The organism is bacterium (assembly GCA_037128595.1).
GTDB lineage: Bacteria > Verrucomicrobiota > Kiritimatiellia > CAIKKV01 > CAITUY01 > JAABPW01.
The window spans coordinates 1-24,509 of record JBAXWB010000045.1; the positions used below are offsets into that span (position 1 = coordinate 1).

Here is a 24,509-nt window from a genome sequence, read left to right on the forward strand (position 1 = left end):
GCATCGCACTTTTCTCCTTTATTGAAAAGTGTCAATCTACAGCCGGACGGGACACTCACTGCCTACTGCCCACTGTCCACTGCCCACTGCTACCTGTCCACTGCCCACTGCTACCTGCCTACTGGCCAGCGCCTTCCTGATGCGGTCAACCTGGTTGCTATACTCCCCCTGATATTCTGCCCCCGTGAGATAAATGACCGCAGGTAGCGGTCGGCTGGCCAGAAGCTCACAGGCCAGCGTCGTCCGCTCCGGTGTGTGGGGCCCGCCCGCAAACACAATCATGATGGCGGCGATAGGGAGATTGGTCATGCGGCAGGATAACATGACGGGATATATGATAAAAGTCGTAAAGGTCTCATCCGAAGATGCCGCCGACACCCGCCTACGCTAAGGCTACGTCGGGCAGGCGCCGGCTACTACAGAAGAAAAGTGAGCGAAGCACTTGTAGTAATGTAAGGGCGCAGGTCACTTCGCATCGCGTGTGGGGCGGATGTCCTCATCCGCCTATTGACCTTGTGGAAAGAAGGCGGATGGGGACATCCGCCCCACACAGGAGGAGGACCCCTGAGACGTGGCTCGTCGATTTATTAGGGCTTTCTTGGATCATCCACCGCTTACCCCTCCTAAATCGATACTCTATTGTCATCAAATGGTTAAAAGGTTAAGAGGCTCATTTGAGCGCAATTGTTAAGGAGTGAGAGGGGAGACGGGACCGGCGTAAAGTGTGAGATGTGGGATGTAAGATGAATGTTTACATTTAACGTTTCACATCTAACTTTTAACGTGACAGGATTTTCTTGTAATAGGCGACATACTGGTCGATTACCGCTTCGGCTGAGAACATCTGTACGGCCCGTTCGCGCGCTTGCCGGCCGTGGAGGATGACCCATTCGGGTGTCAGCCCGGCCAGGGCCGCTGACAACCCTCCCGTTAGTGACATATCAATGGCCGCCCCTCCAGAGCCTGTCGCGGCGCATAGCGCCCCTCCCACATGGCCTTCGGTCTGATCACTGCCAACTGCCAACTGCTTACTGCCCACTGTCTCCTCCCCCGCCCCGATCATCCACTCCAATACCGGATGCGTATTCACCAGACAGGGCAGGCCGCTGGCAAGGGCCTCCAGCAACGCGATGGGCATCATCTCGAAAAGGGATGTCAGCACAAAGACATCCATCGCCCGATAGAGGTCGGGCATCCGGGAACGGGGGCAATCGGGCACGATCTTGTAGTGGCCCGGGATGAGCGATTCCGCCAGAGCGAGCAGTTCCGGCGTCTCGTTGGTCTTGGCACCGGCGATGAGCAGGAAGGGGGGAGGCAGTGGGCAGTGAGCAGTGGGCAGTTCGCAGTGAGAAGCAGACAGATGGGGATCGGTTTTCAATCCGGTTTCTACTGCCAACTGCTTACGGCTCACTGCATGCTGCCTAAACTCCCGGATCAGGTAATCAAGCCGTTTGTGGTCCTTTTTGACGGCGGCGACGCAGCCGACAATGAAGGCATCAGGGGGGAGGCCGAGGGAGGAGCGGAGCGTCGCTTTCCCAACCGGGTCGTGTACGGGATGGAAGACGGCGCAGTCCACAAAGTTCGGCAGAGCTGTCCACTGCTTACTGTTTACTGTCGACTGTCTACAGCGAAGCGCCTTCCGCGCTTCGCTCAGGTGCCAGGGGGCCAAGTGCTGCACATACTCGAATGTCTCGAGGAATTCCAGGGGCTCCTCCGTGCCATGCGCCAGGATCACCTTGGCCCTGTGCAACCCCCGCCGTCGGCTCACATCCAGCAGTCTGGCCAGCCAGGGATCCTGCACATGCACAATATCGAATTTTCCACGCCTGAGCTTTGGCCATAGGTGCCACCAGAATGACCACTGTTCCAAGTCGTAGGTGCTCTTCAGCCCCCAGCGCCACGCCCATTTGGGGAACCAGTTGCTAAGTTGTTGAGTTTTGGGGTTGCCACGTTTGAGAGAGGGGAGGATGACAGTAGACAGTAGGCAGTCGGCAGTCGGCCCTGCGTCGCCAAGGCTATGCAGGGCAGGCAGTGGGGCGGCACAAAAAAGGGTTACCTTAATATCTTCTGACTGCTTACGGCCAACTGCACCCTGCTGACTGTCGACTGCGCACTGCTCACTACGTACTGCCCACTGATGCAACGCACCCGCGGTGTCGCATGCCCAGGTCTCAATTCCCCTGGCCACGTGACCTAATCCCGAGCTGGCGATGGCAATGCGCATAAGCGAGACCATAGACTATTGACTTCAGGCCGTCGACCAAAAGAGGATGATAGAAGGGGGAAATCCCTCTCGTGTAAGCGGAAGACCCACGCCTTACCAGGCGCGGCTACGTAGCCACCCGGTGAACACTCGTATCCTCAAGCAGGCCCGTCTCGAAGTTGCGGCGTTCATTGAACTTACGTAATTAGATCACTGGCGGCCAATAGGCAGTTGGTAGTTGGCAGCACAGGTGGCGGCCGGCGTCTCGGCGGCCGAAATAGAGAGCGTCCAGAAAGAGAAATCGTTCCACCTTGAGTTGCCCCTCTTCCTCTTCACATCTCCATGTCCGCCGGAGTCCCGCGTGGCGCATATGCGTCAACCTAAGGCGCCCCTGAATTGGGGAATTCGGATTCACCACCCGCCGAGTACGGCTAGAGGCACAGAGACACAGAGGGGAGAAAGAAGAAAATGTTGTGCGATTTTTCCAAATGGCGAGTACACCATTTGGAAAAATCGCGCAACACCTCTCTGGGAGGAATACCTGGAGAAAGAGGAGATGGGGCAACAAACAATACCTCTCCTCCTTCTGGCTGTTTCCCCCTCCAAGAAACCGTTGCGTTTATTTTGGCCACGGTATTCCCGTGGGCGAAATAAACGCAACATTTGCATTTCTTGCCCTTCGCAGCTTTAGCGGAGGAGGGGCTTCTCTATGCCTCAGTGCCTCAAGCCTGGTACTCCAGGCGGGTGGTGAATCTTAATTTACGTGATTATTTAGAGACGCTGCGCTTAGGTTGACGCATAGGCAGTAAGCAGTTGACAGTAGGCTTGGCGACTTGTCCGCCGTCTCGTCCGCCGGAGTACCGGAGGCGGAAGTCTCGAAGGCGGGAGCACTGGTGGCGGCCGACGTCCCGGCGGCTGATTCGAACTCCCCCGTGTGGGGTGGGTGTCCTCACCCACCTTCTTCACCAAAGGCGGATGAGGCGGATGGGGACATCCGCCCCACACGTCTCACGGCTCACGTCTCACCCCTTACCTCTTACTCCTCACATTTAACATCTCACGCTTCACGTCTCACCTCTTTTGCTATTGCCTGAAAGCTGGGACTGAGGGATAATACTTCAACTAAAAGGTGATACTGACATGAACTACGCCAACATCATTACAATACAAGCAGGTAAGGCACCATCATGAAGCAAGGAACTTTTACCGCTGTACTTGAGAGAGAAGGAAACGAGTTTGTCGCTCTATGTCCAGAACTGGATGTCGCCAGTCAAGGTAAGACCGTTGAAATTGCGATGGCCAATCTTCGTGAGGCGGTCGAGCTGTTTCTTGAATGTGCCAGTCCCGGGGAGATTGAGGCGCGCCTGCATAACGAGGTTTTTGTAACCCGTTTTGAGGCCGCTTATGCCTAAATTAGGGGTGTTCTCTGGTGCAGACCTGTGCCGGATTCTCGAAGCACATGGCTTTCTTGCGGTCCGTCAGCGTGGGAGTCATGTCGTGATGCAGCAAAAGGTAGGCATCATTACTATTACGGTGCCCATTCCCATGCATCGAGAAATCCGGATCGGGACACTTCAGTCAATCATCAGGCAAAGTGCTCTACCCCGTAGTGAATTTGAAAGATAACAACGAACAACCATTAACCAACAACCGCCGCCGCCGGCGGCTCCCCATGATCTCCATCATCATCCCTGCCTATAACAGCCGCTCCACGATCGTGGAAGCGCTGGAGTCCATCGCGTCGCAGACGCTATGGAGCCAGTGGGCAGTAGGCCCTGCGTCGCCAAGGCTATGCAGGGCAGGCAGTAGGCAGTTGGCAGCACAGGTGGCGGCCGGCGTCTCGGCGGCCGAAATAGAAAGCGCCGAGAAAGAGAAATCGTTAGTCGGGACTCTACTACGTAGCGAAGGTACGCTACTTCGAAGAGTAATAACGCCGAACGCCCCCTTGAGTTGCCCCTCTTGCGCTTCACGTCTCGCGTCTCCCCTCTCACCTCCTGATCCCTCCTACGAAGTTATCATCGTCGACGATTGCTCCACCGACGACACCGTGGCGGTGGTGGAGAAGTGGATTGCCGCAAAGACCAAAGCCCCGGCGAATGATTCGAGCTCCCCCGTGTGGGGTGGGTGTCCTCACCCACCTTCTTCATTACAGGCGGATGAGGCGGATGGGGACATCCGCCCCACACGTCTCACCCCTTACCTCTTACTCCTCGCGTTTAACATCTCACGCTTCACATCTCACCTCTTTTGCTATTGCCTGAAAGCTGGGACTGAGGGATAATACTTCAACTAAAAGGTGATACTGACATGAACTACGCCGACATCATTACAATACAAGCAGGTAAGCGCAGTGGGACGCCAGGGTTATTCGTTAGTTGTTAATGGTTATTGGGTAAAACAGGACAATCGAAGAATGAAAATATCGGAAATGGCGCAGAGCAGAACGCTCAGGAAATTCGTGTATTCCCCAATAACTAACAACCAGCAACTAATAACCGGCGTCCCTGTGGGACGCTAATGATTAAGGAATAAAGTATGAATTTAAAAATCGTTTTAGAGCCTAGTGAAGATGGGGGATATACGGCCATTGTTCCTGCTCTGCCTGGGTGCATTTCCGAAGGCGAATCGAAGGATGAGGCACTGCGCAATATCCGTGAAGCCATTGATCTCTATCTGGAGCCTGTCGAAGACGATTGGGATTTCGCGCCTAATGCCGAGTTGATGGAAATGGCAATATGAGCAAGGTCCCGAGCCTGCCTTACGACCGAATCCTGCGGGCATTGCAGCGAGATGGTTGGGTGGTGGTTCGTCAGAAGGGCAGTCATATCCGCCTTCAGAAGCACACTTCTTTTGAGACCCTCAAATTGACTGTTCCTGCGCATCGCCCTGTTAAGCGGTCCACTCTCTCGCATATCCTCAAGCAGGCCCGTCTGGAAGTTGCGGCGTTCATTGAACTTACGTAATTAGATCACTGGCGGCCAATAGGCAGTTGGTAGTTGGCAGCACAGGTGGCGGCCGGCGTCTCGGCGGCCGAAATAGAGAGCGTCCAGAAAGAGAAATCGTTCGCCGAGGACGCCGAACGCCACCCAGAATCGTGGACGCTAAGGGGTTTGATAAATTATCCTGTAAATCCTGTATATCCGTGTTAACTCCCGCTCACGCTTCACATCTCACCTCTTTTGCTATTGCCTGAAAGCTGGGACTGGGGAATAATCATTACATGAGTATAAGTCCTCTAGATTCTGTGGTTCTTGAATTTACCCAACGGGTGCGTTCAGCGCTTGGTCAGAAACTGCATGCAATTTATCTGTTTGGTAGTCGAGCTAGAGGTGATGCTTCCCCGGATTCCGATTATGACTTCATGCTTGAAAGCAATGCCAGACTTTCGGCATATGATCGCGACCAGGTCGCCGATATTACAGTCGATATTTCCGGTCGCAACCGGGTATTGTTAGATGTTCATTATGATCTGTGCAGTAAGATGCATGGGGAGAATCGATTTTTAACCCCTTTCCGGGCGGAAGTTTTGAGCAAAGGAATGGCTTTATGACGTTATTGCCCGGGGAGCGTCAGGCGGTAATTAGTCTTCGTTTGCAGAATGCGGATGGGGCTTTATTGGATGCGGGTGTCCTTTTGGATAGGGGTTCGTTAACAGCCGTCGCAGGTGGGACCCCAACAACGAACAACCATTAACCAACAACCGCCGCCGCAGGCGGCTCCCATGATCTCCATCATCATCCCCGCCTATAACAGCCGCTCCACGATCGTGGAAGCGCTGGAGTCCATTGCGTCGCAGACGCTGTGGAGCCAGTGGGCAGTTGGCAGTAGGCAGTTGGCAGTAAAAGAGAGCGAAACACAGGTGGCGGCCGGCGTCTCCGCCTCCGGTACTCCGGCGGACAAGTCGGCGGCCGAAATAGAGAGCACCGAGAAAGAGAAATCGTTCGTCGGGACGCCGAACGCCACCTTGAGATGCCCCTCTGACATTTCACCTCTCACATCTCACGCCTCACATCTTACCCCCACCTTCGAGGTGATTGTGGTCGACGATTGCTCCACGGACGACACCGTGGCAGTGGTGGAGAAGTGGATCAGTGAGCAGTCGGCAGTAAAAAAGCGCGAAGCACAGGTGGCGGCCGGCGTCCCGGCGGCCGAAACAGAGAGCGCTGAGAAAGAGAAATCGTTCGTCGGGACTCTACTACGTAGCGAAGGTACGCTACTTCGAAGAGTAATAACGCCGAACGCCACCTTGAGTTGCCCCTCTTGCGTTTCACTTCACACCTCCCACATCTCACGTTTCACCCTTCTCTCCCTTCCTGCCAATGCAGGGCCTGCCAAAGCACGTAATAAAGGCCTGCAGGAAGCGCACGGCGACTGGATCGCCTTCCTCGACGCCGACGACCTTTGGCCCGAGAATAAGCTGGCGCTACAGTTGGCGGCCGCAGTCAGGCATCCGGAGGTGGGCATATGGTGCGGGAGAACAGTGACATTTGAGACGGGGCAGCGCGAGCAGGCACTTGCTGCTATCCGTCAAAAGGCAACGGTTAGTGTCGATGTTCCGTCCATTCGGTTGCTCGAATTAGAGGAATTTGCCTTTCATAACCCTGTGGCGACCTCTACTGTGTTGGTCCGGTCCGATCTTATACGGGCCTGTCAGGGATTTGACGAGCAGTTCAGGGGGCCGGAAGATTATGATTTGTGGATGCGCATTCTAGTACGAAGTTCAGGCGCATTAGTGGAGGCGGATTTTGCCTGGTATGAACAGCGGCAGGGGAGTCTTAGCATGGATGACCGCACCTTTCTGCCGCAGGTTCTGCGTGTTCTCGCGAAGGCGTTTGCGCCGGGAGGCGTGTTCAGCGGCCGTAAAATGCTGCGACGGCGGGCCTTGGCCAACCAATATTGGAATGCGTCGTGGATGGCGTTTCAACGGGGGGCGCGCGGAAGGGCTGTGCGTCACCTGACGCATGCGATAATTTTATACCCCTTTATTGGCGGCCGTAAGCAATTGCCTCTCTGGTGGAGGTATCTAATAGGGATACGAGGCAATATGTAATGAAAGATCCTTTTCATGCACGCGCAGAGATCCATAAAAACAGGACTTATTCGATATGTTGGATTACATTAAGAGGTTATTTGAAATCAAGAATAATGTGAGCGGGGCGTTGAAGGCCAAGATTTCATGTTCGCATGAAAAATCCAGTCCGCTGCACAGACTGCCGGGTGCCGAATCTTGTCCGTTAAGGTTGTTTTCATTCTGGGATGGTGCAGATGCTGAGCTCAGGCTGATTCAGGTGTTATCAGCTGTTTTGCATAAACGAGCGCGCGGCTTCCGTGAGGTTCATGTGTGGAGTGTATTTGGCCCCCCTCCCTCTGCGCGGAAATCTCAAGACTGCCTTCGGGTTCAGTTTTCAGGTGAAGCGCATTACCATGATCCTTTGTTGTTTGACGTCAACTTGATTCCGTCAATTCCCGGGCGTGGTGTTGTGCCGCTAACATTGTTTGCGCTTGAGATGATGAAGCATACGTCGTTGCCTGATTTTTGCGCAGAGCGTTCGATCTCTCAGGTCGATTATGCCCGTAAAAAATTCTGCCTATTTGTGGTTAGTAATGACAAGGCTAGGGAACGAATCGAGTTCTTTGAACAACTCTCGCGATATAAGGCCGTAGATTCGTGGGGAGATGTCATGAATAACCAGAGGGGTGGGCGTCCTCCTGGTAAATGGTGGGAAAAAGAGTACTTGGATTTTATTGGGCAATATCGGTTCATGATTTGTTTTGAAAATACGGCAAAGGATTTCTATCTTACGGAGAAATTGATGAACGCCTATGCGGGGGGGGCAATTCCGGTATATTGGGGCTGTCCACAGGCGAAGGATTTGCTTAATGATTCGGCTTTTTTGGAGATCAATGGGCCGTATTCCAAGCGTAAGGCAGACGAGGTCATTAAGAAAATTATGGAGTATGAAAGCAGTTATTCTGCCTATAGGGCGGTTTATGAGAATTCGCTTTTCAAGCGAGGAAGTATTCCGCCCCTCTTTGACCGTCATGGGCTGGCAGATCTTGTTGATCAATGCCGCTAGTCGCCGGATAAACTAATGGCTGAAGTTCTTTTGCGGGAGTGAATATATGAAAAAACTAATCAAGCAGCTGCTCGGAACGGGTGTACTGGTGCCGAAGACGGTGAGACCTATGATCAGGGTGCTTTACAAGATGGGTGTTTTGGCGGTAGAGGGAAGTGCCTTGGTCCGTAAGATTTTCTGGATCGAACCGGTGATGAAGTCTGTTTGCGCGAAGGTGGGTAAGGGGCTTCGCGCGGAGTGTCTGCCGTATATGCGAGGCTCTGGGGATTTGATATTGGGTGAGAATGTGTATCTATCCGGGCGCAGTTGCTTCTATTTTATGGGTGGCATGCCGGTGCCTCCGGAGATCGTCATTGGCAATGGAACTTTCATTGGCAATGGCTGCACCCTTTCGGCTGCCCGCCGCATTTGTATCGGCGAAAAGTGTTTGATTTCGGCTGGCGTTCGCATTCATGACAATGATGGACATCCCCTCGATCCGGGACGGCGACTCAGGAATGAACCTATCCGACAAGATGAGGCGGATGAGGTCATTATTGGTAAAAACGTATGGATTGGCGCCCAGGCCATTATCCTGAAAGGCGTCACGATTGGGGATAATGCGGTTGTGGGGACTGCCGCCGTGGTGACCGCTGATGTGCCGGCCAGTACCATCGTCGCTGGTAATCCTTCAAAAGTGGTTAAGGATTTGGCGTAAAGCTTATAATCATGGTATTAGTCCACTGGCGTCCCATGGGGCCGCTAAGGTTGTAGCGATTTAGGCTGTAGGCTGTTAGGTAAAGCGACAGAAAGTGACAATTTAAATTCCGTAAATGCCTTGGATTGAAAATGAACAGAAATGCATGAATTCTCTAACAGTCTATAGCCTACCGCCTAAAAACCTGCGGCCTATGGGACGCTAATGGTATTAGTCCAAAGATGAAAACGGTCTTTTTCTGCAATTTAATTCCCCTAAAAAAAGGGGCCTTTGAGGCACTTCTGGTGGCTATTGGGGCGGAATTCAAAAAAGCAGGCGATGAGTTTGTGGTCGTTTTCTCTGGCGCGCCTATTCCTTCTGTAGCCGAGGCGCTTCGTGCAACAGGCGTAAGGTGGCACATCCTGAAAGAGTGGGTTGGGGGCGAGGATAGGTTGTTAAGTAAAGGATTGAAGGGCGCTTCATCTTGCCCTTCAGCAACTAAACAACCCAATAATCCAACAACTGCTGCCGGCGAGCGTGTTCGCCCCTGGGGTTTTGTGCTTCCGGCTCTGCGCTTGCTGCGCCAGGAACGCCCGGATGTAGTCGCAGTCCATTTCGGGAACGAACTCCCGGCGCTCGTGACCATTCTCATAGCTCGACTGGTATTGCGCAAGCGGCTTAGATGGATCTGGCATCAGCACCAACAGATTGCGGCGCCAGCTACTTTTTGGCAGCGCCATGTTTCCAGGATTCGGTTGTTATCTTTCCTTGTTGATGGGATTGTGGCCTTATATGAAGGGGGCCGCCAAGTTTTAAAGGCACGGGGCGTTCCTGACGGCAAGATTGTCGTTGTGCCTAATGGAACACAGGAACCCACTCGAACGCGCCCGCCGGAATGGCTTCGGGCATCGTGCGGGCTTCCCTCTAAATCGAAACTAGTGGCGAACATCAGTAGTCTGATTACCCGGAAGCGGGTAGATATAACGATTGAGGCTTTCGCCAAAGTCAGCCCCTTGTCGGGTCATCTTCCTTATCTGTTGTTAGTTGGGACGGGTCCCGAGGAGGATCGGTTACGTGCTTTAATAGCTGAGCGAGGCATCGCGAATCAGGTGATTTTCATGGGGCAGCGTGACGATGTCGGCGATATTATCGCCGAATCTGACGTTGTGTGTTTGTCGTCCTCGGCGGAAGCGTGCCCGTACGTTTTATTGGAAGCCATGTCATTGGGGCGTCCTTGTATTGCCACTAACGCCGGGGCAGTGACAGAGATTGTGGAGGATACTGTGACTGGATATATTGTTCCGCGCGCGAGCGTTGGTGCATTGGCAGACAGGGTGACAGCCCTTTTAGACAATCCAGAATTAGCAGAACAATGCGGTCGAATGGGGCGGAAGAAATGGGAATCTTGCTTCACATTAGACGGCCAAGTGAGTGTTTTATTAGCTCTCTACAGTAGCAACTATTTCGGCCATGATAATCTACGGGGGTAAGATAAAATGAACAAAATTACTGGAGCTGTTGTCGAACAGATACGATGTTGCCCTGCCTGTGGTGAGGATGCATTTGTGGATTTGCCTGTGCCTCTCAACCGGATTGGAGAGGTATTTTTCCGTGCTCATGGGGTTGAGTGCAGCTTAAAGCGGTGCCGGACCTGTGGCCTTGCATTTGTGAATCCTCGCCCGGCTGCTAGCGTTCTGGCGGAGTTCTATGATCAACCCGGCTATGCGGCGCATCCCGAAGCCGACGATGCATTCAGGTGGGCGGTCGTAAATGCGCGGATTGCGAAGTTGCCGCAGCCTGTAATGGGTGGCCGGGCCCTGGATGTGGGCTGCGGTAATGGACTGATGCTTGAGGCCTGCCGTCGGGTGGGATGGACTTGTGTGGGAATGGATCCTTCGGTGCATGGACGGGCGGTCACGGCCGGTCGTGGTTTTCCTGTTTATGAAAGCCTCCAGCATGTTGTCCTGCATGAAGCTCCATTTGATATGATTACACTATATCATGTGTTGGAGCACGTCGCTGATCTGGATGAATTCTTTCTGGTAGTCAGACCTCTCCTGAAGCGTGGAGGCCGATTGGTTATTGAGGTTCCGAACATCAAATCCTTCAGGGTGAGGGCCTTTTCATTTTTACCACCAGCAATGCGTCGGGATGATGACCCTTACAGGGCTTTCCCCATCCATCTTTATGGGTTTTCATGTCCGAGTATCAAAGCATTGTTGCAACAACATCAATTCCGCCTCATTCAAAAGACCACTTCCGGACTTGGCATTGAATGGTCCCGTAGATCTACTTTTAGTCGAACAGATAAGCGTGAGGTGAATTCGGATCAGATAGAGATGCCACTAGTGAAATCGAACTGGAGGAGGCCTGCTCGTTTCATTTGGAGTATCATGGAGAGATTTGGTTGGGGCGAGAATTTAACCGTTACAGCGGAGGTAATTCCTAAATGAAATTTTCTTCTGAGGGAGCCTCCCGGCGGGCTCCTTTGCTGATGGGGATTTTTTTGCTGGCCCTTCTGGTCAACGCGGCATTGGGTCTCAAGTTCGGTTTAAATAAGCCCATGGTTAGCGACGCCCAGTTATATCTTCAGATTGCGCAAAGTGTCGCAGACGGCGATGGTTATCGCCTTCGGGAGGGATTTTGGCCAGACGCTCCCACCATGAGTCGTGCGCCTGGTTGGCCGTTCCTTGTTTCGGTGGCTTTGCAAGTCATGCGGGGGATCGCGCCGGATCTTTTGATGCGATGCCTAAATTTGTTGTTAAACAGCTTGGTGGCTGTCTTGGTGGCGATGCTTGCAATGAGGGTTATCGGTTATGGGTTATCGGTTATTGGGGTGAAGCCGCAGGCTTTTTCTCTAGCCAATAACGGTGGTCCGACAACACCGACGTGGTTTAACGCCTGTGGGCTGGTCGCCGCGCTTCTTTATATTTTTTACCCTGTTGCCCTTTACGAGGCATATGAAGGCATGTCCGAAATCCTGTTTCTGGCGTTGGCATTAAGCGGAACCATTTTGCTGTTGGGGCAGTGGGATAGGCGGTTAATAAGTGATAGATTGAAGGCATCGCCATCTCTCCCCTCGGCCGCTACGCACGTCTATACAACTCATGCCAGTCAGTCCAACAACTCAGTCGCTTTAATGTGGTCTGATGTATGTGGGCTAATGTCTTTATTTTCGGGATTTCTCCTGCTCGGCCTTTCCTGTTTAGTCCGCCCCAGTTTCATTCTTTGGATTGGGTTTGTGGGGGTGATTGTTATTGGGTATTGGTTATGGGTTATTGGGCGGAAAATGAAAAACTTCATTCTGTCCTGGCCCGTGGTTTGCAGTCTATTGTCTGGAGTCTTTTGTGTGGTCTTGTTTCTCGCTCCCTCCTTCCTCTGGGCGGTCCGGAACTATCATGTTTGCAAACATTTCCCGGTTCTTTCCACCCTTCGAGGGCAGACCTTTTATGGGGGTAACAATCCTGTTGTGGCGGGGACCCGTGAATACTGGGGCTATTGGGTATTCCCAAATAACATTCCGGGAGAGAAAACCATGTATGAACTCTCCAGGACTAAATCCGAATATGAGGTGGATGCGTATTACTTTGAGAAGGGTAAAACGTTTGTGAAGGAACACTGGCGGAACATGCCGTTGCTTTTGCTTGGCAAAATAGTCCGGGCTTATGTGCCAGTGCCTTGGAAGTTTTCATGGGCGGCCATGATGGTGGCGGTATTCAGGTGCGGCCTATATATTCTGGCGGGTCTGGGATTGTGGTTTTTATGGGGAAAACTGGACGTTTATTTCAAGATCATTCTTACGGCAATCATCGCAACTAACCTTGCCCTCGTTCTCACGTTTTACGGGTACAATCGCTTTGCGTTTGAAGTTGACCCCTTCCTGATCCCTTTTGCAGGGGCATCCTTGTGTCTTCTCGTCAGAAAAGACACATAGGCTCAGCTATCGGCCAAGTTGAGGCGCTTCTGGCAAGAATTACTTGGCCAAATGTCTTGTTAAGAATTTTGCATTTCTTTAACAATCCTGACATAAGTCTATGCTAGTATGATGCTTGTGAGAAAAGGAAGTCCGGGGTATGAATGGTAAAGTTATGGAAATTGAGTTGTGCTTGGGATTGCCCGTTGTTTGAAACCATGTCGCGAGAGATTCATATGAAAATATTACGCAGTCATATTATAGTATTTCTGGCTGTTTTTGCCGCCTTATCTGTTCAGGCGGTGCTGACCAATTCCTGGTTATTCTCTGTGCCCGCTCAATATGTGGTTTCTGACCCCAGCAAGATTGAGGTGGCTAATGGTGTGGCTAACCTGAAGTTCCTGAGTGCCAGTGATTTTGCTGCGGACATGGGGCAGTATCTGAGCAATTCGGCAAGTGTGGTCAATCTGGGGGTGGGGCCGGATGTCAGCATCAACCTGCAATTGACCGGGGGGCTTTATCGGGCAAGTAGTCAGTTTTCATCGCGAGTTTTTGACGGTGGTTCTGGAAATCAGTGGCTTCGGATGTTGGCTCGCACTGTCAATAGAAACCTCAATGTCGAAAATAGTGCGGGAGGTCTTTCCCTGTCGTATCCCGGGTTGATCGGCCTTTACCGGATGGACGGGGATTGGTCCGATGGGATGGGCAACTTCGGAACGCCCGTCAACAATCCCGTTTTCACAACAAAAGCAAAAATCGGTACAGCAGCAGGTTTGTTTAACGGAAGCAACTATCTGCAGTCCTACAGCACCAATCTTTTAAATGGGGCATCTGCGATTACCATGGGCTTCTGGTCTTATTTAAATCAAGGGACCCCCTATGGGGGTTATCTTGGGTTTAGGCCATCCAATAATCAGTTGGTGAATCTATACCAAGGTGGTGGCGGACGAGACTTGCAATGTAATTTCGCAAATGTGTTTATGGGGAGCATTTCTGAGCAGTACACAGGTACTGGCACCTGGCATTTTGTCGTGATGACTTGGAGCTATTCCTCGAGATTGGTGAAAATCTATGTTGATGCGGTCAAGCGATTAGAAGCCACCGCTCCGAATGTGGCTACTGTTTATCAGGATGTTCCGATTTCATTTGCAAAGAATGACGCTAATCTAGCGAATTTGATTTTAGATGATGTCTTTTTTTTCCGCCGTGCATTAAGCGATCAGGAAATCTTGTACATCTATTCTTTGCCATCTGCTGTTAAATATCAGGTGCGTACGGGCAACACCTTGCCGTTGTCGGGTGGATTTGTGGGGCCGCTTGGAACGACGGATGATTACTTCCCGACAGACAATGGGCCGCTTTCCACAATTGGCTCCCTGGATATAACCCATAGATATATTCAGTACCGGGCATATATGTCGGCTGACACCACGCGATCGGCGACCCCTTGGGTTAGTGCAGCGGGATTTGAGGGTTCATCAGGGTTGTATGTCGATGATGTCTTGGGGGACTTTTCCCGCGGGGACATGTCCGCTCTTGCTACTATCCCCGCATCCAAGGGCTCACCTTTTGTTGGTCTTGCAGACAATGCCAACGGTGGAGTTGTGACCAATGGGATATTTACTTCCCGTATTCTGGATGGGGGAGTGGGTGCTGTGTGGGGGCAATTATCGTGGCAAAAAGGGCTGGAACTCACCAATGCAATCACTGGGCTGGAGGGGTTGTACCACATGGAGGGATTGCTACTCGATGCGTCAGGGAAAGGGCGGGCGGGTACAGGAAACAATGTCACATTCACGGATTTTGCAAAACTTGGGCGACAATCTGCTGTTTTCAATGGAATCAACTCCGCAATAACTCTGCCGCAAATGCCTTCTATCAATACGGTTGAGTTATGGGTGAAAAATGATTACCCCGCTGATGGATTGCTTGAATTGATCGCCAGTACTAACTATCTCGTGATTTCCAATAACTACGTTATTGCGAATGGGTACCCTGTAGGGGCAGTGGTGACGGTGTACGTTAACGGAAATGTCGGCGCTCCCTTGCTGAGTGGCTGGAATCATGTTGCGGTTGTGTCTGACACGCCCGTGCCAAATGTGGCGGCCGTGCTGGGAGGCGCTAAAGGTGACTACTTCAGCGGGCAAATGGATGATGTTGCATTTTACAGTCGATCCTTATTTGCACCCGAAATAGTTTCCCATTATGTGGCGGGGCGGCGAATGGTGGCGGGCAAGATCCGGATGCAAGTCCGAACCGGGACGAACTCGCCCCCCACGGGGGCTTTCACGGGGATTGGTGGTGGTGGTGGGTATTTTGATGACCCGGCAGGGGCGTCGTTGGCGGGATATTCAGGACGGTATCTCCAGTATCAGGCAACTTTGCTTGGTGATGGGGGGGCAACGCCTGCGCTGGATTCAGTCACGCTGACCTGTAGTGGCACCAATTTTGTTGAAGACTCGATTGATGAAATCTCGGGAGGCACTTTTGATGCGGGGCAGACGCGCTGGCATGGCGATGAAATGACAGTGTTAAATCTCGCGAATATCGGGCCAGCTAATGTGCGCCTCTCTTCGGTGCCGGGTGCGCTTGCACTTTGGCATATGGATGAGGGCACTTGGGTGGGTGGGGGAAGTGTGCGGGACGCTTCAGGGAATGGCTATAATGGGACGCCAGAGGGAAGTGCCCAGCCCTATTCTGGTTCGCGTGCAGGTGCCTATTGCGGATCATTTGGCGGAAGTGGTGATGATGTGGCCCTGCCCTCGATTACCATGACGAATAACGACTTCAGTGTGGCAGCCTGGTTCAATACGATATCCACCACAAGAAGTGCATTGATTTCAGAGTCCAGCGGAAGCCGGTTTTACGCGTTGGAAGTTAACGGTAACGGAGCGGCCGTAGCGGTGGGCCAAGTGACATTCGTAATAAATGATGGTAGCGGGGCCATGGTTGTATTGGGCGCTAGGACTGGACTGAACAACGGCCAGTGGCATCATGTGGCAGGGGTTAGAAATGGCAATCAACTGCATATCTATATTGATGGTGTCCTGTTCGGCACAACAGTATTGAGTCCATCCTATGGAAGTGTTGGGACTTTAACGGGTTACCTTGCAAGGCATACCTCTTTGGGGACATATTATGCGGGCTATCTTGATGAGGTGGGGATTTATCAAAAGGCATTGTCTGAATCAGAGATCGGGGAGTTGTCGGCGGTGGGATACGCCACGCTTGTTCCGGGAAGCTTCGTGGGCTCTGTTGTAGATCCCGGGCAACCGGAATACTGGCAGAAACTGATATGGGGATGCGATGCACCTTATGGCCGCGCCTTGAAGCTTGACAGCGCCATGTCGGGGTTGTGGCATTGTGATGCAGTCACTAATAGTTACACCATTGATGCAACTATTCACCGCAATGATGCTAGCGTGGCTGCAGGTGTTTCCCTCAGTACGGCTGGGAAATATGGAAGCGGTCTGGCTGTAACAACCGGCAATGGGTTGACGGTAAATGATTCACCAACAATGCAGGTAGATCAATTCACGATAGACGGCTGGGTGTGGCCAACAAATGCTCCGAGTCTTGTGCTGGCCCAGAAGGTAAGCGGAGGGACGGGCTTTACCCTTGGTACAGATGTGACCGGGCGCCCGTACGTGACGGTCAACGGAATGACATGTACTGCGGCAGATATTCTCCGTGCCCGGAAATGGAGCCACTTTTGCGCAACCTATGACAGGCAGGTGATCCGTCTTTATGTTAATGGTTTCATGCGCGCATCCATCGGGTTAAGTTCATCGGCGCAGACGACGACACCCTTGCTGATCGGTCCGGCATGCAATGGCATTCTGGACGAATTTGCACTCTATTCGAGGGCGCTCAATAGCGAGGAGGTAACGGATCATTACCGGGCTGGGATCGGGACGTTGAGGTTTCAGGTCCGTTCGGGCGTTGCCGCTCCGCCAGTTGGAAGTTTCGTGGGGCCGGATGGCACGGTAAACTCCTGGTTTACCGATTTCGATGGTAGTGATCTGACTGCGGTTGTCCCTGTCAGTCAGTTCATTCAGTATCAGGCTGTTCTTGCCACGGAAGATCCGTTGTTTGCGCCCAAGTTGGATAGTGTCCGGGTGGATGCCACGGCATATCCGACTGATAACCCCTGGGTAATGCCTGCTGATGGGTTTGGTGCTCCCTTCCTGGGGAACCTGTGGTCATTTTTCCATGTGGCCAGCATCACCAATTCAACAGGGATCCAATATCAGATTAGTGGCAATAACGGAACAAATTGGTATGCCTTTATTGGGGGTGTGTGGACGGATGTCTCTGGATATACGAATTCAGCGTCGCAGTGGACTATGTCGAATACGCGTTCGGTTATTGATGCAAACATTCAGTCTTTCTACAACATCTTCTACCAGGGGACTGGCGGGACATTCAAGTTTCGCGCATTTTTGAAATCGGATGCCATACAGCAGGTGTCCTTGGATGAGGTGGATTTGGGTTATTCCAAAGGACGATTGTTACTGACGAGTCCGAATGGCCTTGAGGTGAGTAATAATGCCTGGGTTGTCGGGGTGCCTTACAACATCACTTGGACTTCATCGGGAAGTGTGACGGCGACTAATATCATCATTGAATTGTACAATCAGAGTGGCTCGAATTACGTGCGACAGATTGCTGTGGGCGCGACAAATTCAGGGATTTATCGCAGTGTGATTAATACGGATCCGGGGGTAAACTATCGAATCCGTATACGCGATGGGTCGGATTCATCTATTTTTGATTGGTCGGATAATGATTTCGAACTGATATACAATCTCCACCTCAGCATCCCGAATGGTGGCGAGAAATGGTATGTGGGTGATACGAATGGGGTGTCATGGGAGTCTCCGCTGGCTACAGAAATGGCGCTGTGGTTGAGCAATGACGATGGCGTTAATAACTGGGTTGAAGTGGCGCGGGCGCCGGCAGTGGTCGGAACCAACGGGTATGTTTGGGCGATTCAGACGCATGAGGACATGTTGCCCTCCTTGACGGCCAGGATGGCGGTGTCCACCCCTGATGTCGCGACCCCATATCTCGCGCCGTTCTTTGATGTTTCAGACCATTCGTTTGTGATGGCGGGCGCTGTCGTGACTTATCCTAATGCCTCCACCGGCGTAAAGATGGGGGACTCTATTAACGTTCTATGGACGTCCGCCGCAGCGGGACCGAATGTGAGTATTGAGTTGTTTGATGGCTCCGCCTGGGTCAATGTTGCCGCCAGTGCCCCGAATGTGGATGGCACGAATAGTTATACCTGTGTGTTGAATGCCCCGAATCCGACCGAGGCGGCACTGATCCGGATCACTTCGCTGAGTGATGCCCGTATTGTGAATGTGTCCGAGGCTTTCCTGTTGGCGGATATCCGGATCTTGTCCCCTAAGGGCGGAACCCCGCTCTCGCGTGACCGTTGGCAGATCACGACTACCAATTTCGTGACATGGGTGGCCGGGGGTGCCGGGAATCTGGTGAATGTGGACTACTCCACGGATGGCGTAACCTGGACTCCGATTGCGGCGAATTATGTCAATACGAACAGTTCCGGGGCGACGATCATTACAAACTTTGCTCCCCAGTGGATTATCCAAGGGCCGCCCTCGTCCAGTGCGGTCGTGCGGGTGAGTTCGGTGTCGCGGCCTGACTTGAAGGCCACTACTGAATATTTTGATATTGCCGGTGTGCAGGTGGTCTCTCCTAATAATGGCGAATATTGGGAGTTTACCGGGACGAATGTTATCAAATGGTTGCATCAGGGCGCCGGATTCAATCTAGGGATCTGGATTACCTATAATGGCGGCAACACAACGAATGATTATGTGACGCTGGATCCCAGTTTGTCGATCTTCTCCGGGACCCGTACGATTAACCCCGGGCGTCTGCTTAGGCCGTCAACCTTGGCAAAAATCAGGTTGGTGGCAAATGACACTCTGGGCTACCCGATTCCTATGATCGATCTGTCGGATAATTATTTTGTCATCCGCGGACTTAGTATGTTTCTGCCCACTACCAATAATGTCTATACCATGGGGACGACGGTGGCTGGCGGACTGCAGTGGTACTCGGCCGCGACCGAGGACCCTACGGCTGACCTCTATTACTCAAAAGATGGCTCGAACTTTACGTCCTTGATCATTGGCGGCACGGCTAATATTGATGCCGGCACTAGTTTGAACAATATTCCCTGGACTGTGTCCCGCACTCTCGAGCCTTCCAAGACGGCCAAGGTCAAGGTGATCGCCGGGAGTTATCAGTCGATATCGCCCGTGTTCACTTTGCGCGGTATCCGGGTCACCCGGCCTGCGGCCGGGCAGACGTTCGATTTAGGGTCGAGCCAGTTTGTGTATTGGACGGCTGCCGGTCTCTCGGATAACGCCTACATGTCGAATGTGGTCTCGGTGGCGGGGGAGGGCGGAACTTATGTCCCAGGCGGTTTACCCGGAAATACCTTTGTTAGGAATGGTGCCCTGACGTGGAATATCAGTTCAGATCTCGATCCCACGACCAATGCCGTCATCAAGATGATCGTGACGACCCCGACCAATGATACTGATATCGTCATGTATTCGGATCCGTTCATCCTGCGCGGGGCCAAGATCCTGAGCCCCTCGACGGGGACCAACTGGATGATCGGGACGCAGCGGACGATTGTGTATGTCGCGGCAGGGATGGCCGGGGGGGCAGTAGGGGATATCTATTATTCCGGGGATGGCGCCACGTTTGATATGACCCATCCGGTGGCGGTCAATGTGCCGATGGCCAGCGGGATCAATTCGGTAGTTTGGGATATTGAGAACACCTCCGTTCTGACGCGCCAGCCTTCCACCAATGCCGTCCTGATGCTGATCAGTGGCACCGTGACCAACCTGTCAAAACCCTTCCGTATGGGGGGCATCAAGGTGACCGTCCCGAAGGGAACGGATATCTGGGCGGTATCGGACTTGACCAATACGATCCAGTGGGTGGGGGTCGATACCCAGCCTTCGTTCCGGCTCTTCTACACGGTGTATGATGCGCCGCAGCATTCGGCCCCCATCGCCTCAGGGGTGCCCGGGTTTGCCTATGACTGGGCCATGACTTCCAATGCGATAGGAAACCAGGTGACGGTCACCATCACGGATGGGGTGACCACCAATGAGTCGGAGAAATTCGTGGTCGTGCCTTCTCCGTCTATCCGGTTGATCAGTCCGGCGGTGGGTGATTTCTGGAAAGTCGGCGAGACCAATAATGTAATCCGCTGGGTACGCGGTGGTAATATGAGTAACGACTTCACCGTCGGGTATTCCGCCTATCCGTTTTCGGTGACGAATACCATTGCCACCGGCGCCTTCCCCTCGGATAACGGCATCTACTACTTCACCTGGGGGCCGATCCCGAACTCGCTTGGCCAGGTCCGTTTGGTGGTGGTGAATAACCCGAACCCCAACATCGTGGACAGTCTGGATGATTTCCGGATTGCCGCCGCCTTCCAGATTCAGCCGTTTATCGGGAGTCTCCACGCACTGGAACCCAAGGATGTTAATTGGACTACGCTCGGATCTGTATCCGGGGTGGATTTCTATTATTCCACCGATCCGTTCCGCGGCTCAAACAGCTGGACCCTGATCAATACGGCCGGCCCTTTCACTAGTGTTGCGCATGCCCAGGCCAGTTCGTATATCTGGAATGTGCCGAATATCAAGAGCAGCACCGTCTGGTTCCGAATTCAGGATCACGCCTATCCTGTCACGAAATTCGATATTGCCAGGAAGGGGCCTTATGATGATCTGGGGACGTTTGAGGTGCTCTATTATACCGTGGTGTGGCGTCTCTTTGATTCCGCTACATCCAATGAACTGGATGGGCTGAGCGTGACGGATAGCTCCGGCTGGTCTTCCTCCGGGCTGACTTCACCGCTGAGTCATGATTACCCCTATGGCTTCTGGAATACAGTCTGGTTCAAGCAGTATTTCAACGACAAGATCATCCTGAACTGGTCCTCCAAGACAATCAGCACCAATGTGGTGTACATGACCCGGACGGAAGCCTCGCCTGAGTATCATGTGCTGGCGAGTTTTGTCTACGATCCCTCGGCCAGTGTCTTTAAAACGGTAGCCTGGCTGGAGCGGAGCAGTCAGATCATTACCGACCCGACGGAGTGTAAGGTCTACATTTATGACCCGAACGGCAATGAAGTTCAGGTGACGACGGCAGGCGCGCCCCGGTTAACAGGGGTGTTCTGGGCGGATGTCGGGGCGCTGCTGGACAAGAATATCCCCTATTTCGCCAAGGTGGAAATCAAGCACTCGGGCGTGATCTATACTTCCGGAATTACCTTCACCTTGCTGACCCCCTCGGAATCGGCCGTAGCGGCTGTGAATGCCGCACGGGATGCGATCATGGGGAGTGTCTCCAACGTGAATGAGAATGTGATCGGGGTGGGGCTCGCGCAGCAGGCCTTCCGTACGGATGTGACCAACCGGTTGCAGTCTCTCAGCAATACGACGGCTACGATCAGTCTGGATGTGTCGGGAATTAACTCCAACTTGCTGGCGTTCAGTTCCAATGCCCTGTCCCAACTGGGCGGGATCACGAATGCCATCGGGGTGATTGGCCCCGGCGGTACCAACCTGCTTGATCAGGTGCGCCTGCTGACCCAGGATATGGCCAAGCGGACGGCCCGCATCCTGACGCGCCCCGGTACGGTGAAGAGCGGGAGCACGGTGGGTATTCTGTATCGTTCGCAGGCCGGCATGGCTTTAGGTGATGTGAAATTAGAAATTTCAAATGCCGCAGGGGTGTCCAAGCTAGGCCCTGTAAATATGGCTCCGGTATCCGGTGGCGTCTATGAGTTGAGCTTTATTGCCGGCACCCTCTGGGGCCTTGGTGATTTTACCGTGACCTGCTCGGATTCGTCCGGGGCCTCCGATCGCATCATCCTGAAGGTGGCGGGGATGGAACTGGATGACCTGGCCGGTTCCATGATCGGGATCAGCAACCAGCTGGCTGGAGTGGAGACCACCTTGGCGACGATGTCGGTCTCGGTCTCTAATATCAGCTATAACGTTGGCGTTGTGACAAATGAGCTGACGGGAATGATTGTCAGCCTCGATTCAATCTCCAATTCCGTGGGGCAGCTGGTGGGGCTGACTAATCTGTCCGGCTCAATCGCGGCCATGACCAGTGCCGTGGCTCAAATTACGGTCCTGACGAACATGGGCAGCCAGTTATCGTTCATCACCAATATGGTGGGCCAACTCGGGGTCCTGACCAACCTCAGTCCGCAGATGGCCTCGGTGACGAATTCCATGGGGAAGGTCCTGGCGATGACCAATCAGATGAATGCGCTGACCACCCAGATGGGTTATGTGACTAACGTGATTGATCAGATCGTCATCCTGACGAACATCAATCCGGCCGTGGCCGCCATGACCAACGCCGTCGCCCAGATCAGCGGCTTGACGAATATGGGGGCGCAGTTGAATTATTTGACCAACGCCATGGGCTCAGTGCAGTCGCTCACCAATTTAACCGGGCAGATCGCAGGTCTGTCGAACCTGACGGCGACCACCTCCATACAGATTGCAGGCTTGTCGAACCTGACGGCGTTGACCTCCACGCAGATTCAGAGCCTGAGCAATGCCGTGGGACGTTTGCAGAGCCTGACCAATCTCAATGCCCAGATGGCGTATCTGACCAACGTGATTGATCAGGTGACCGCCCTGACCAATATGGCCAGTTCAGTGTCAGCCATGACCAGTGCCGTCGCGCAGATCAGTGGTTTGACGAACATGGGCGCGCAGTTGAATTATCTGACCAATTCTATGGGGGCTTTGTCTTCATTGACGAACCTGACCCCGCAGATGGCGTTCCTGACGAATATCACCGCCACGACCGCCTCCCAGGTGCAGAGCCTGAGTAACGCCGTGTGGCGGTTGCAGAGTCTGACTAATCTCAACGCCCAGATGGCGTATCTGACCAACGTGATTGATCAGGTGACGGCCCTGACGAATATGGCGAGTTCGGTGTCGGCTATGACCAGTGCCGTCGCCCAGATCAGTGGCTTGACCAATATGGGGGCGCAATTGGCCTATTTAACCAACGCGGTGGATTCGCTGACAACCCTGACGAACCTGACCCCGCAGATGGCGTTCCTGACGAATATCACTGGTGCGACGGCGGCCCAGTCTCAGTATATGACCAATCTGCTGACGCGGATGAGCGGGTTAACCAATTTGACGCCCCAGATGGGCTATCTCACGAATGCCGTCTGGCAATTGCAGAGCCTGACCAATCTCAACGCCCAGATGGCGTATCTGACCAACGTGATTGATCAGGTAACCGCCCTGACGAATATGGCCAGTTCGGTGTCGGCCATGACCGGCGCCGTCGCGCAGATCAGCGTTCTGACTAATATGGGGGCGCAACTGAACTACCTGACCAATTCCATGGGGGCATTGTCTTCGTTGACGAACCTGACGCCACAGGTGGGATCGTTAACCAACCTGCTGACGCGGATGAGTGGGTTGACGAACCTGACCCCGCAGGTTGCCTCCCTGACCAACTCCATGGGTTTGCTCGTGGGGCTGACCAATATGCCCGGGCAGTTGAGCTCCATGACGAATGTGATCAGTCAGCTGACGGGCTTGACGAACATCAGTGCCCAGGTGGCGCAGATGACGAATTCCATCGCGCAGATTTCAGGGATGACGAACCTGCCGAGCCAGATGAACTACCTGACGAACGTGATTAGCCAGTTGACGGGCCTGACGAACATCAGTGACCAGGTGGCACAGATGACGAATTCGATCAGTCAGATCTCCGGGATGACGAATCTGCCGAGCCAGATGAATTACCTGACGAACGTGATCAGCCAGCTGACGGGCTTGACGAACATCAGTGGTCAGGTGGCCCAGATGACGAACTCGATCGGCCAGATTGCCGGGATGACGAATCTGCCGGGTCAGATGAACTACCTGACGAACGTGATCAGCCAGTTGACGGGGCTGACGAATATCAGTGACCAGGTGGCGCAGATGACGAACTCCATCGGGCAGGTGGCCGGGCTGACGAATCTGCCGAATCAGATGAACTACCTGACCAATATCATCAGCCAGTTGAGCGGGATGACCAATATCAGCGAGCAGGTGGCGCAGATGACGAATTCCATCGGTCTGATCGCCGGCTTGACCAATCTGTCCGGGCAGATGGATTACATGACCAATGCCATGGCGCAGATGGGCGTGCTCACGGGGCTCGTCTCGCAGGTCTCTGATATTACAAACAGCCTTGCCCAGATGTCCGGGCTTACGAATGTGTCGGATCAGGTGGCTTATCTTACGAACCTGCTGACCCAGATGAGCAGCCTGACTAATATTGAGGCACAGGTCGGGACGATGACCAATTCCATCGCCCAGATTGCCGGAATGACCAATATGCCGGCGCAGATGAACTACCTGACGAACGTGATCAGCCAGTTGACCGGGCTGACGAATATCAGTGACCAGGTGGCACAGATGACGAATTCGATCGCGCAGATCTCCGGAATGACGAATCTGCCGAGCCAGATGAACTACCTGACGAACGTGATCAGCCAGTTGACCGGCCTGACGAATATCAGCGACCAGGTGG

At 53.2% G+C, this 24,509-nt stretch carries 15 protein-coding genes; 13 read left to right on the top strand and 2 right to left on the bottom strand.

Translation table 11 applies throughout. The features are described 5' to 3' along the window. Window positions 1-36: 36 nt before the first annotated feature. Window positions 37-309, bottom strand: a complete 273-nt coding sequence (locus WCS52_18425; protein MEI6169162.1) for a hypothetical protein — start codon at window positions 307-309, stop codon at window positions 37-39. 469 nt (window positions 310-778) lie between these two features. Beyond that, the gene (locus WCS52_18430) at window positions 779-2,224 is read right to left on the bottom strand and encodes a glycosyltransferase family 4 protein (GenBank protein ID MEI6169163.1); all 1,446 of its coding nucleotides are present in this window, start codon (window positions 2,222-2,224) and stop codon (window positions 779-781) included. Between the two features lie 1,166 nt (window positions 2,225-3,390). Here WCS52_18430 and WCS52_18435 point away from each other — a divergent pair. The 13 genes from WCS52_18435 to WCS52_18495 form a co-directional block, all read left to right on the top strand. Continuing rightward, the gene (locus WCS52_18435; protein ID MEI6169164.1) at window positions 3,391-3,615 is read left to right on the top strand and encodes a type II toxin-antitoxin system HicB family antitoxin; all 225 of its coding nucleotides are present in this window, start codon (window positions 3,391-3,393) and stop codon (window positions 3,613-3,615) included. Further along, window positions 3,608-3,829: a type II toxin-antitoxin system HicA family toxin gene (locus tag WCS52_18440; GenBank protein ID MEI6169165.1), complete on the top strand. Its 222-nt coding sequence runs from the start codon at window positions 3,608-3,610 to the stop codon at window positions 3,827-3,829. The genes WCS52_18435 and WCS52_18440 overlap by 8 nt, the downstream gene beginning before the upstream one ends. Next, window positions 3,813-4,484 carry a glycosyltransferase gene (locus tag WCS52_18445; protein ID MEI6169166.1) on the top strand — a complete coding sequence of 224 codons (672 nt, stop codon included), beginning with the start codon at window positions 3,813-3,815 and terminating at the stop codon, window positions 4,482-4,484. The genes WCS52_18440 and WCS52_18445 overlap by 17 nt, the downstream gene beginning before the upstream one ends. Before the next feature lie 254 nt (window positions 4,485-4,738). Then, window positions 4,739-4,942, top strand: coding sequence for a type II toxin-antitoxin system HicB family antitoxin (locus tag WCS52_18450; protein ID MEI6169167.1), 204 nt, complete (start codon window positions 4,739-4,741; stop codon window positions 4,940-4,942). Next, on the top strand, window positions 4,939-5,166 hold the full coding sequence (locus WCS52_18455; GenBank protein MEI6169168.1) for a type II toxin-antitoxin system HicA family toxin: 228 nt from the start codon (window positions 4,939-4,941) through the stop codon (window positions 5,164-5,166). Before WCS52_18450 ends, WCS52_18455 begins: the two co-directional genes overlap by 4 nt. Window positions 5,167-5,423: 257 nt before the next feature. Further along, window positions 5,424-5,753, top strand: coding sequence for a nucleotidyltransferase domain-containing protein (locus WCS52_18460; GenBank protein ID MEI6169169.1), 330 nt, complete (start codon window positions 5,424-5,426; stop codon window positions 5,751-5,753). 171 nt (window positions 5,754-5,924) lie between these two features. Then, the gene (locus tag WCS52_18465) at window positions 5,925-7,253 is read left to right on the top strand and encodes a glycosyltransferase family 2 protein (GenBank protein ID MEI6169170.1); all 1,329 of its coding nucleotides are present in this window, start codon (window positions 5,925-5,927) and stop codon (window positions 7,251-7,253) included. Between the two features lie 55 nt (window positions 7,254-7,308). Then, the gene (locus WCS52_18470) at window positions 7,309-8,280 is read left to right on the top strand and encodes a glycosyltransferase family 10 (GenBank protein MEI6169171.1); all 972 of its coding nucleotides are present in this window, start codon (window positions 7,309-7,311) and stop codon (window positions 8,278-8,280) included. Between the two features lie 46 nt (window positions 8,281-8,326). Beyond that, entirely contained in the window at window positions 8,327-8,977 is a 651-nt protein-coding gene (locus tag WCS52_18475) for an acyltransferase (protein MEI6169172.1), read from the top strand. Window positions 8,978-9,198: 221 nt separating this feature from the next. After that, entirely contained in the window at window positions 9,199-10,446 is a 1,248-nt protein-coding gene (locus WCS52_18480) for a glycosyltransferase family 4 protein (protein ID MEI6169173.1), read from the top strand. 6 nt (window positions 10,447-10,452) lie between these two features. Beyond that, the gene (locus tag WCS52_18485; protein MEI6169174.1) at window positions 10,453-11,409 is read left to right on the top strand and encodes a class I SAM-dependent methyltransferase; all 957 of its coding nucleotides are present in this window, start codon (window positions 10,453-10,455) and stop codon (window positions 11,407-11,409) included. Continuing rightward, window positions 11,406-12,890, top strand: a complete 1,485-nt coding sequence (locus WCS52_18490) for a hypothetical protein (protein MEI6169175.1) — start codon at window positions 11,406-11,408, stop codon at window positions 12,888-12,890. Before WCS52_18485 ends, WCS52_18490 begins: the two co-directional genes overlap by 4 nt. A gap of 215 nt (window positions 12,891-13,105) precedes the next feature. Then, a partial coding sequence (locus tag WCS52_18495; GenBank protein MEI6169176.1) for a LamG-like jellyroll fold domain-containing protein occupies window positions 13,106-24,509 on the top strand: 11,404 nt, incomplete at its 3' end.

Excerpts from the sequence above, each read along its gene's own strand:
- WCS52_18425 (MEI6169162.1), bottom strand. The coding sequence starts at position 309 with ATGACCAATCTCCCTATCGCCGCCATCATGATTGTGTTTGCGGGCGGG.
- WCS52_18430 (MEI6169163.1), bottom strand. The coding sequence starts at position 2,224 with ATGCGCATTGCCATCGCCAGCTCGGGATTAGGTCACGTGGCCAGGGGA.
- WCS52_18435 (MEI6169164.1), top strand. The coding sequence starts at position 3,391 with ATGAAGCAAGGAACTTTTACCGCTGTACTTGAGAGAGAAGGAAACGAG.
- WCS52_18440 (MEI6169165.1), top strand. The coding sequence starts at position 3,608 with ATGCCTAAATTAGGGGTGTTCTCTGGTGCAGACCTGTGCCGGATTCTC.
- WCS52_18450 (MEI6169167.1), top strand. The coding sequence starts at position 4,739 with ATGAATTTAAAAATCGTTTTAGAGCCTAGTGAAGATGGGGGATATACG.
- WCS52_18455 (MEI6169168.1), top strand. The coding sequence starts at position 4,939 with ATGAGCAAGGTCCCGAGCCTGCCTTACGACCGAATCCTGCGGGCATTG.
- WCS52_18460 (MEI6169169.1), top strand. The coding sequence starts at position 5,424 with ATGAGTATAAGTCCTCTAGATTCTGTGGTTCTTGAATTTACCCAACGG.
- WCS52_18465 (MEI6169170.1), top strand. The coding sequence starts at position 5,925 with ATGATCTCCATCATCATCCCCGCCTATAACAGCCGCTCCACGATCGTG.
- WCS52_18470 (MEI6169171.1), top strand. The coding sequence starts at position 7,309 with ATGTTGGATTACATTAAGAGGTTATTTGAAATCAAGAATAATGTGAGC.
- WCS52_18475 (MEI6169172.1), top strand. The coding sequence starts at position 8,327 with ATGAAAAAACTAATCAAGCAGCTGCTCGGAACGGGTGTACTGGTGCCG.
- WCS52_18480 (MEI6169173.1), top strand. The coding sequence starts at position 9,199 with ATGAAAACGGTCTTTTTCTGCAATTTAATTCCCCTAAAAAAAGGGGCC.
- WCS52_18485 (MEI6169174.1), top strand. The coding sequence starts at position 10,453 with ATGAACAAAATTACTGGAGCTGTTGTCGAACAGATACGATGTTGCCCT.
- WCS52_18490 (MEI6169175.1), top strand. The coding sequence starts at position 11,406 with ATGAAATTTTCTTCTGAGGGAGCCTCCCGGCGGGCTCCTTTGCTGATG.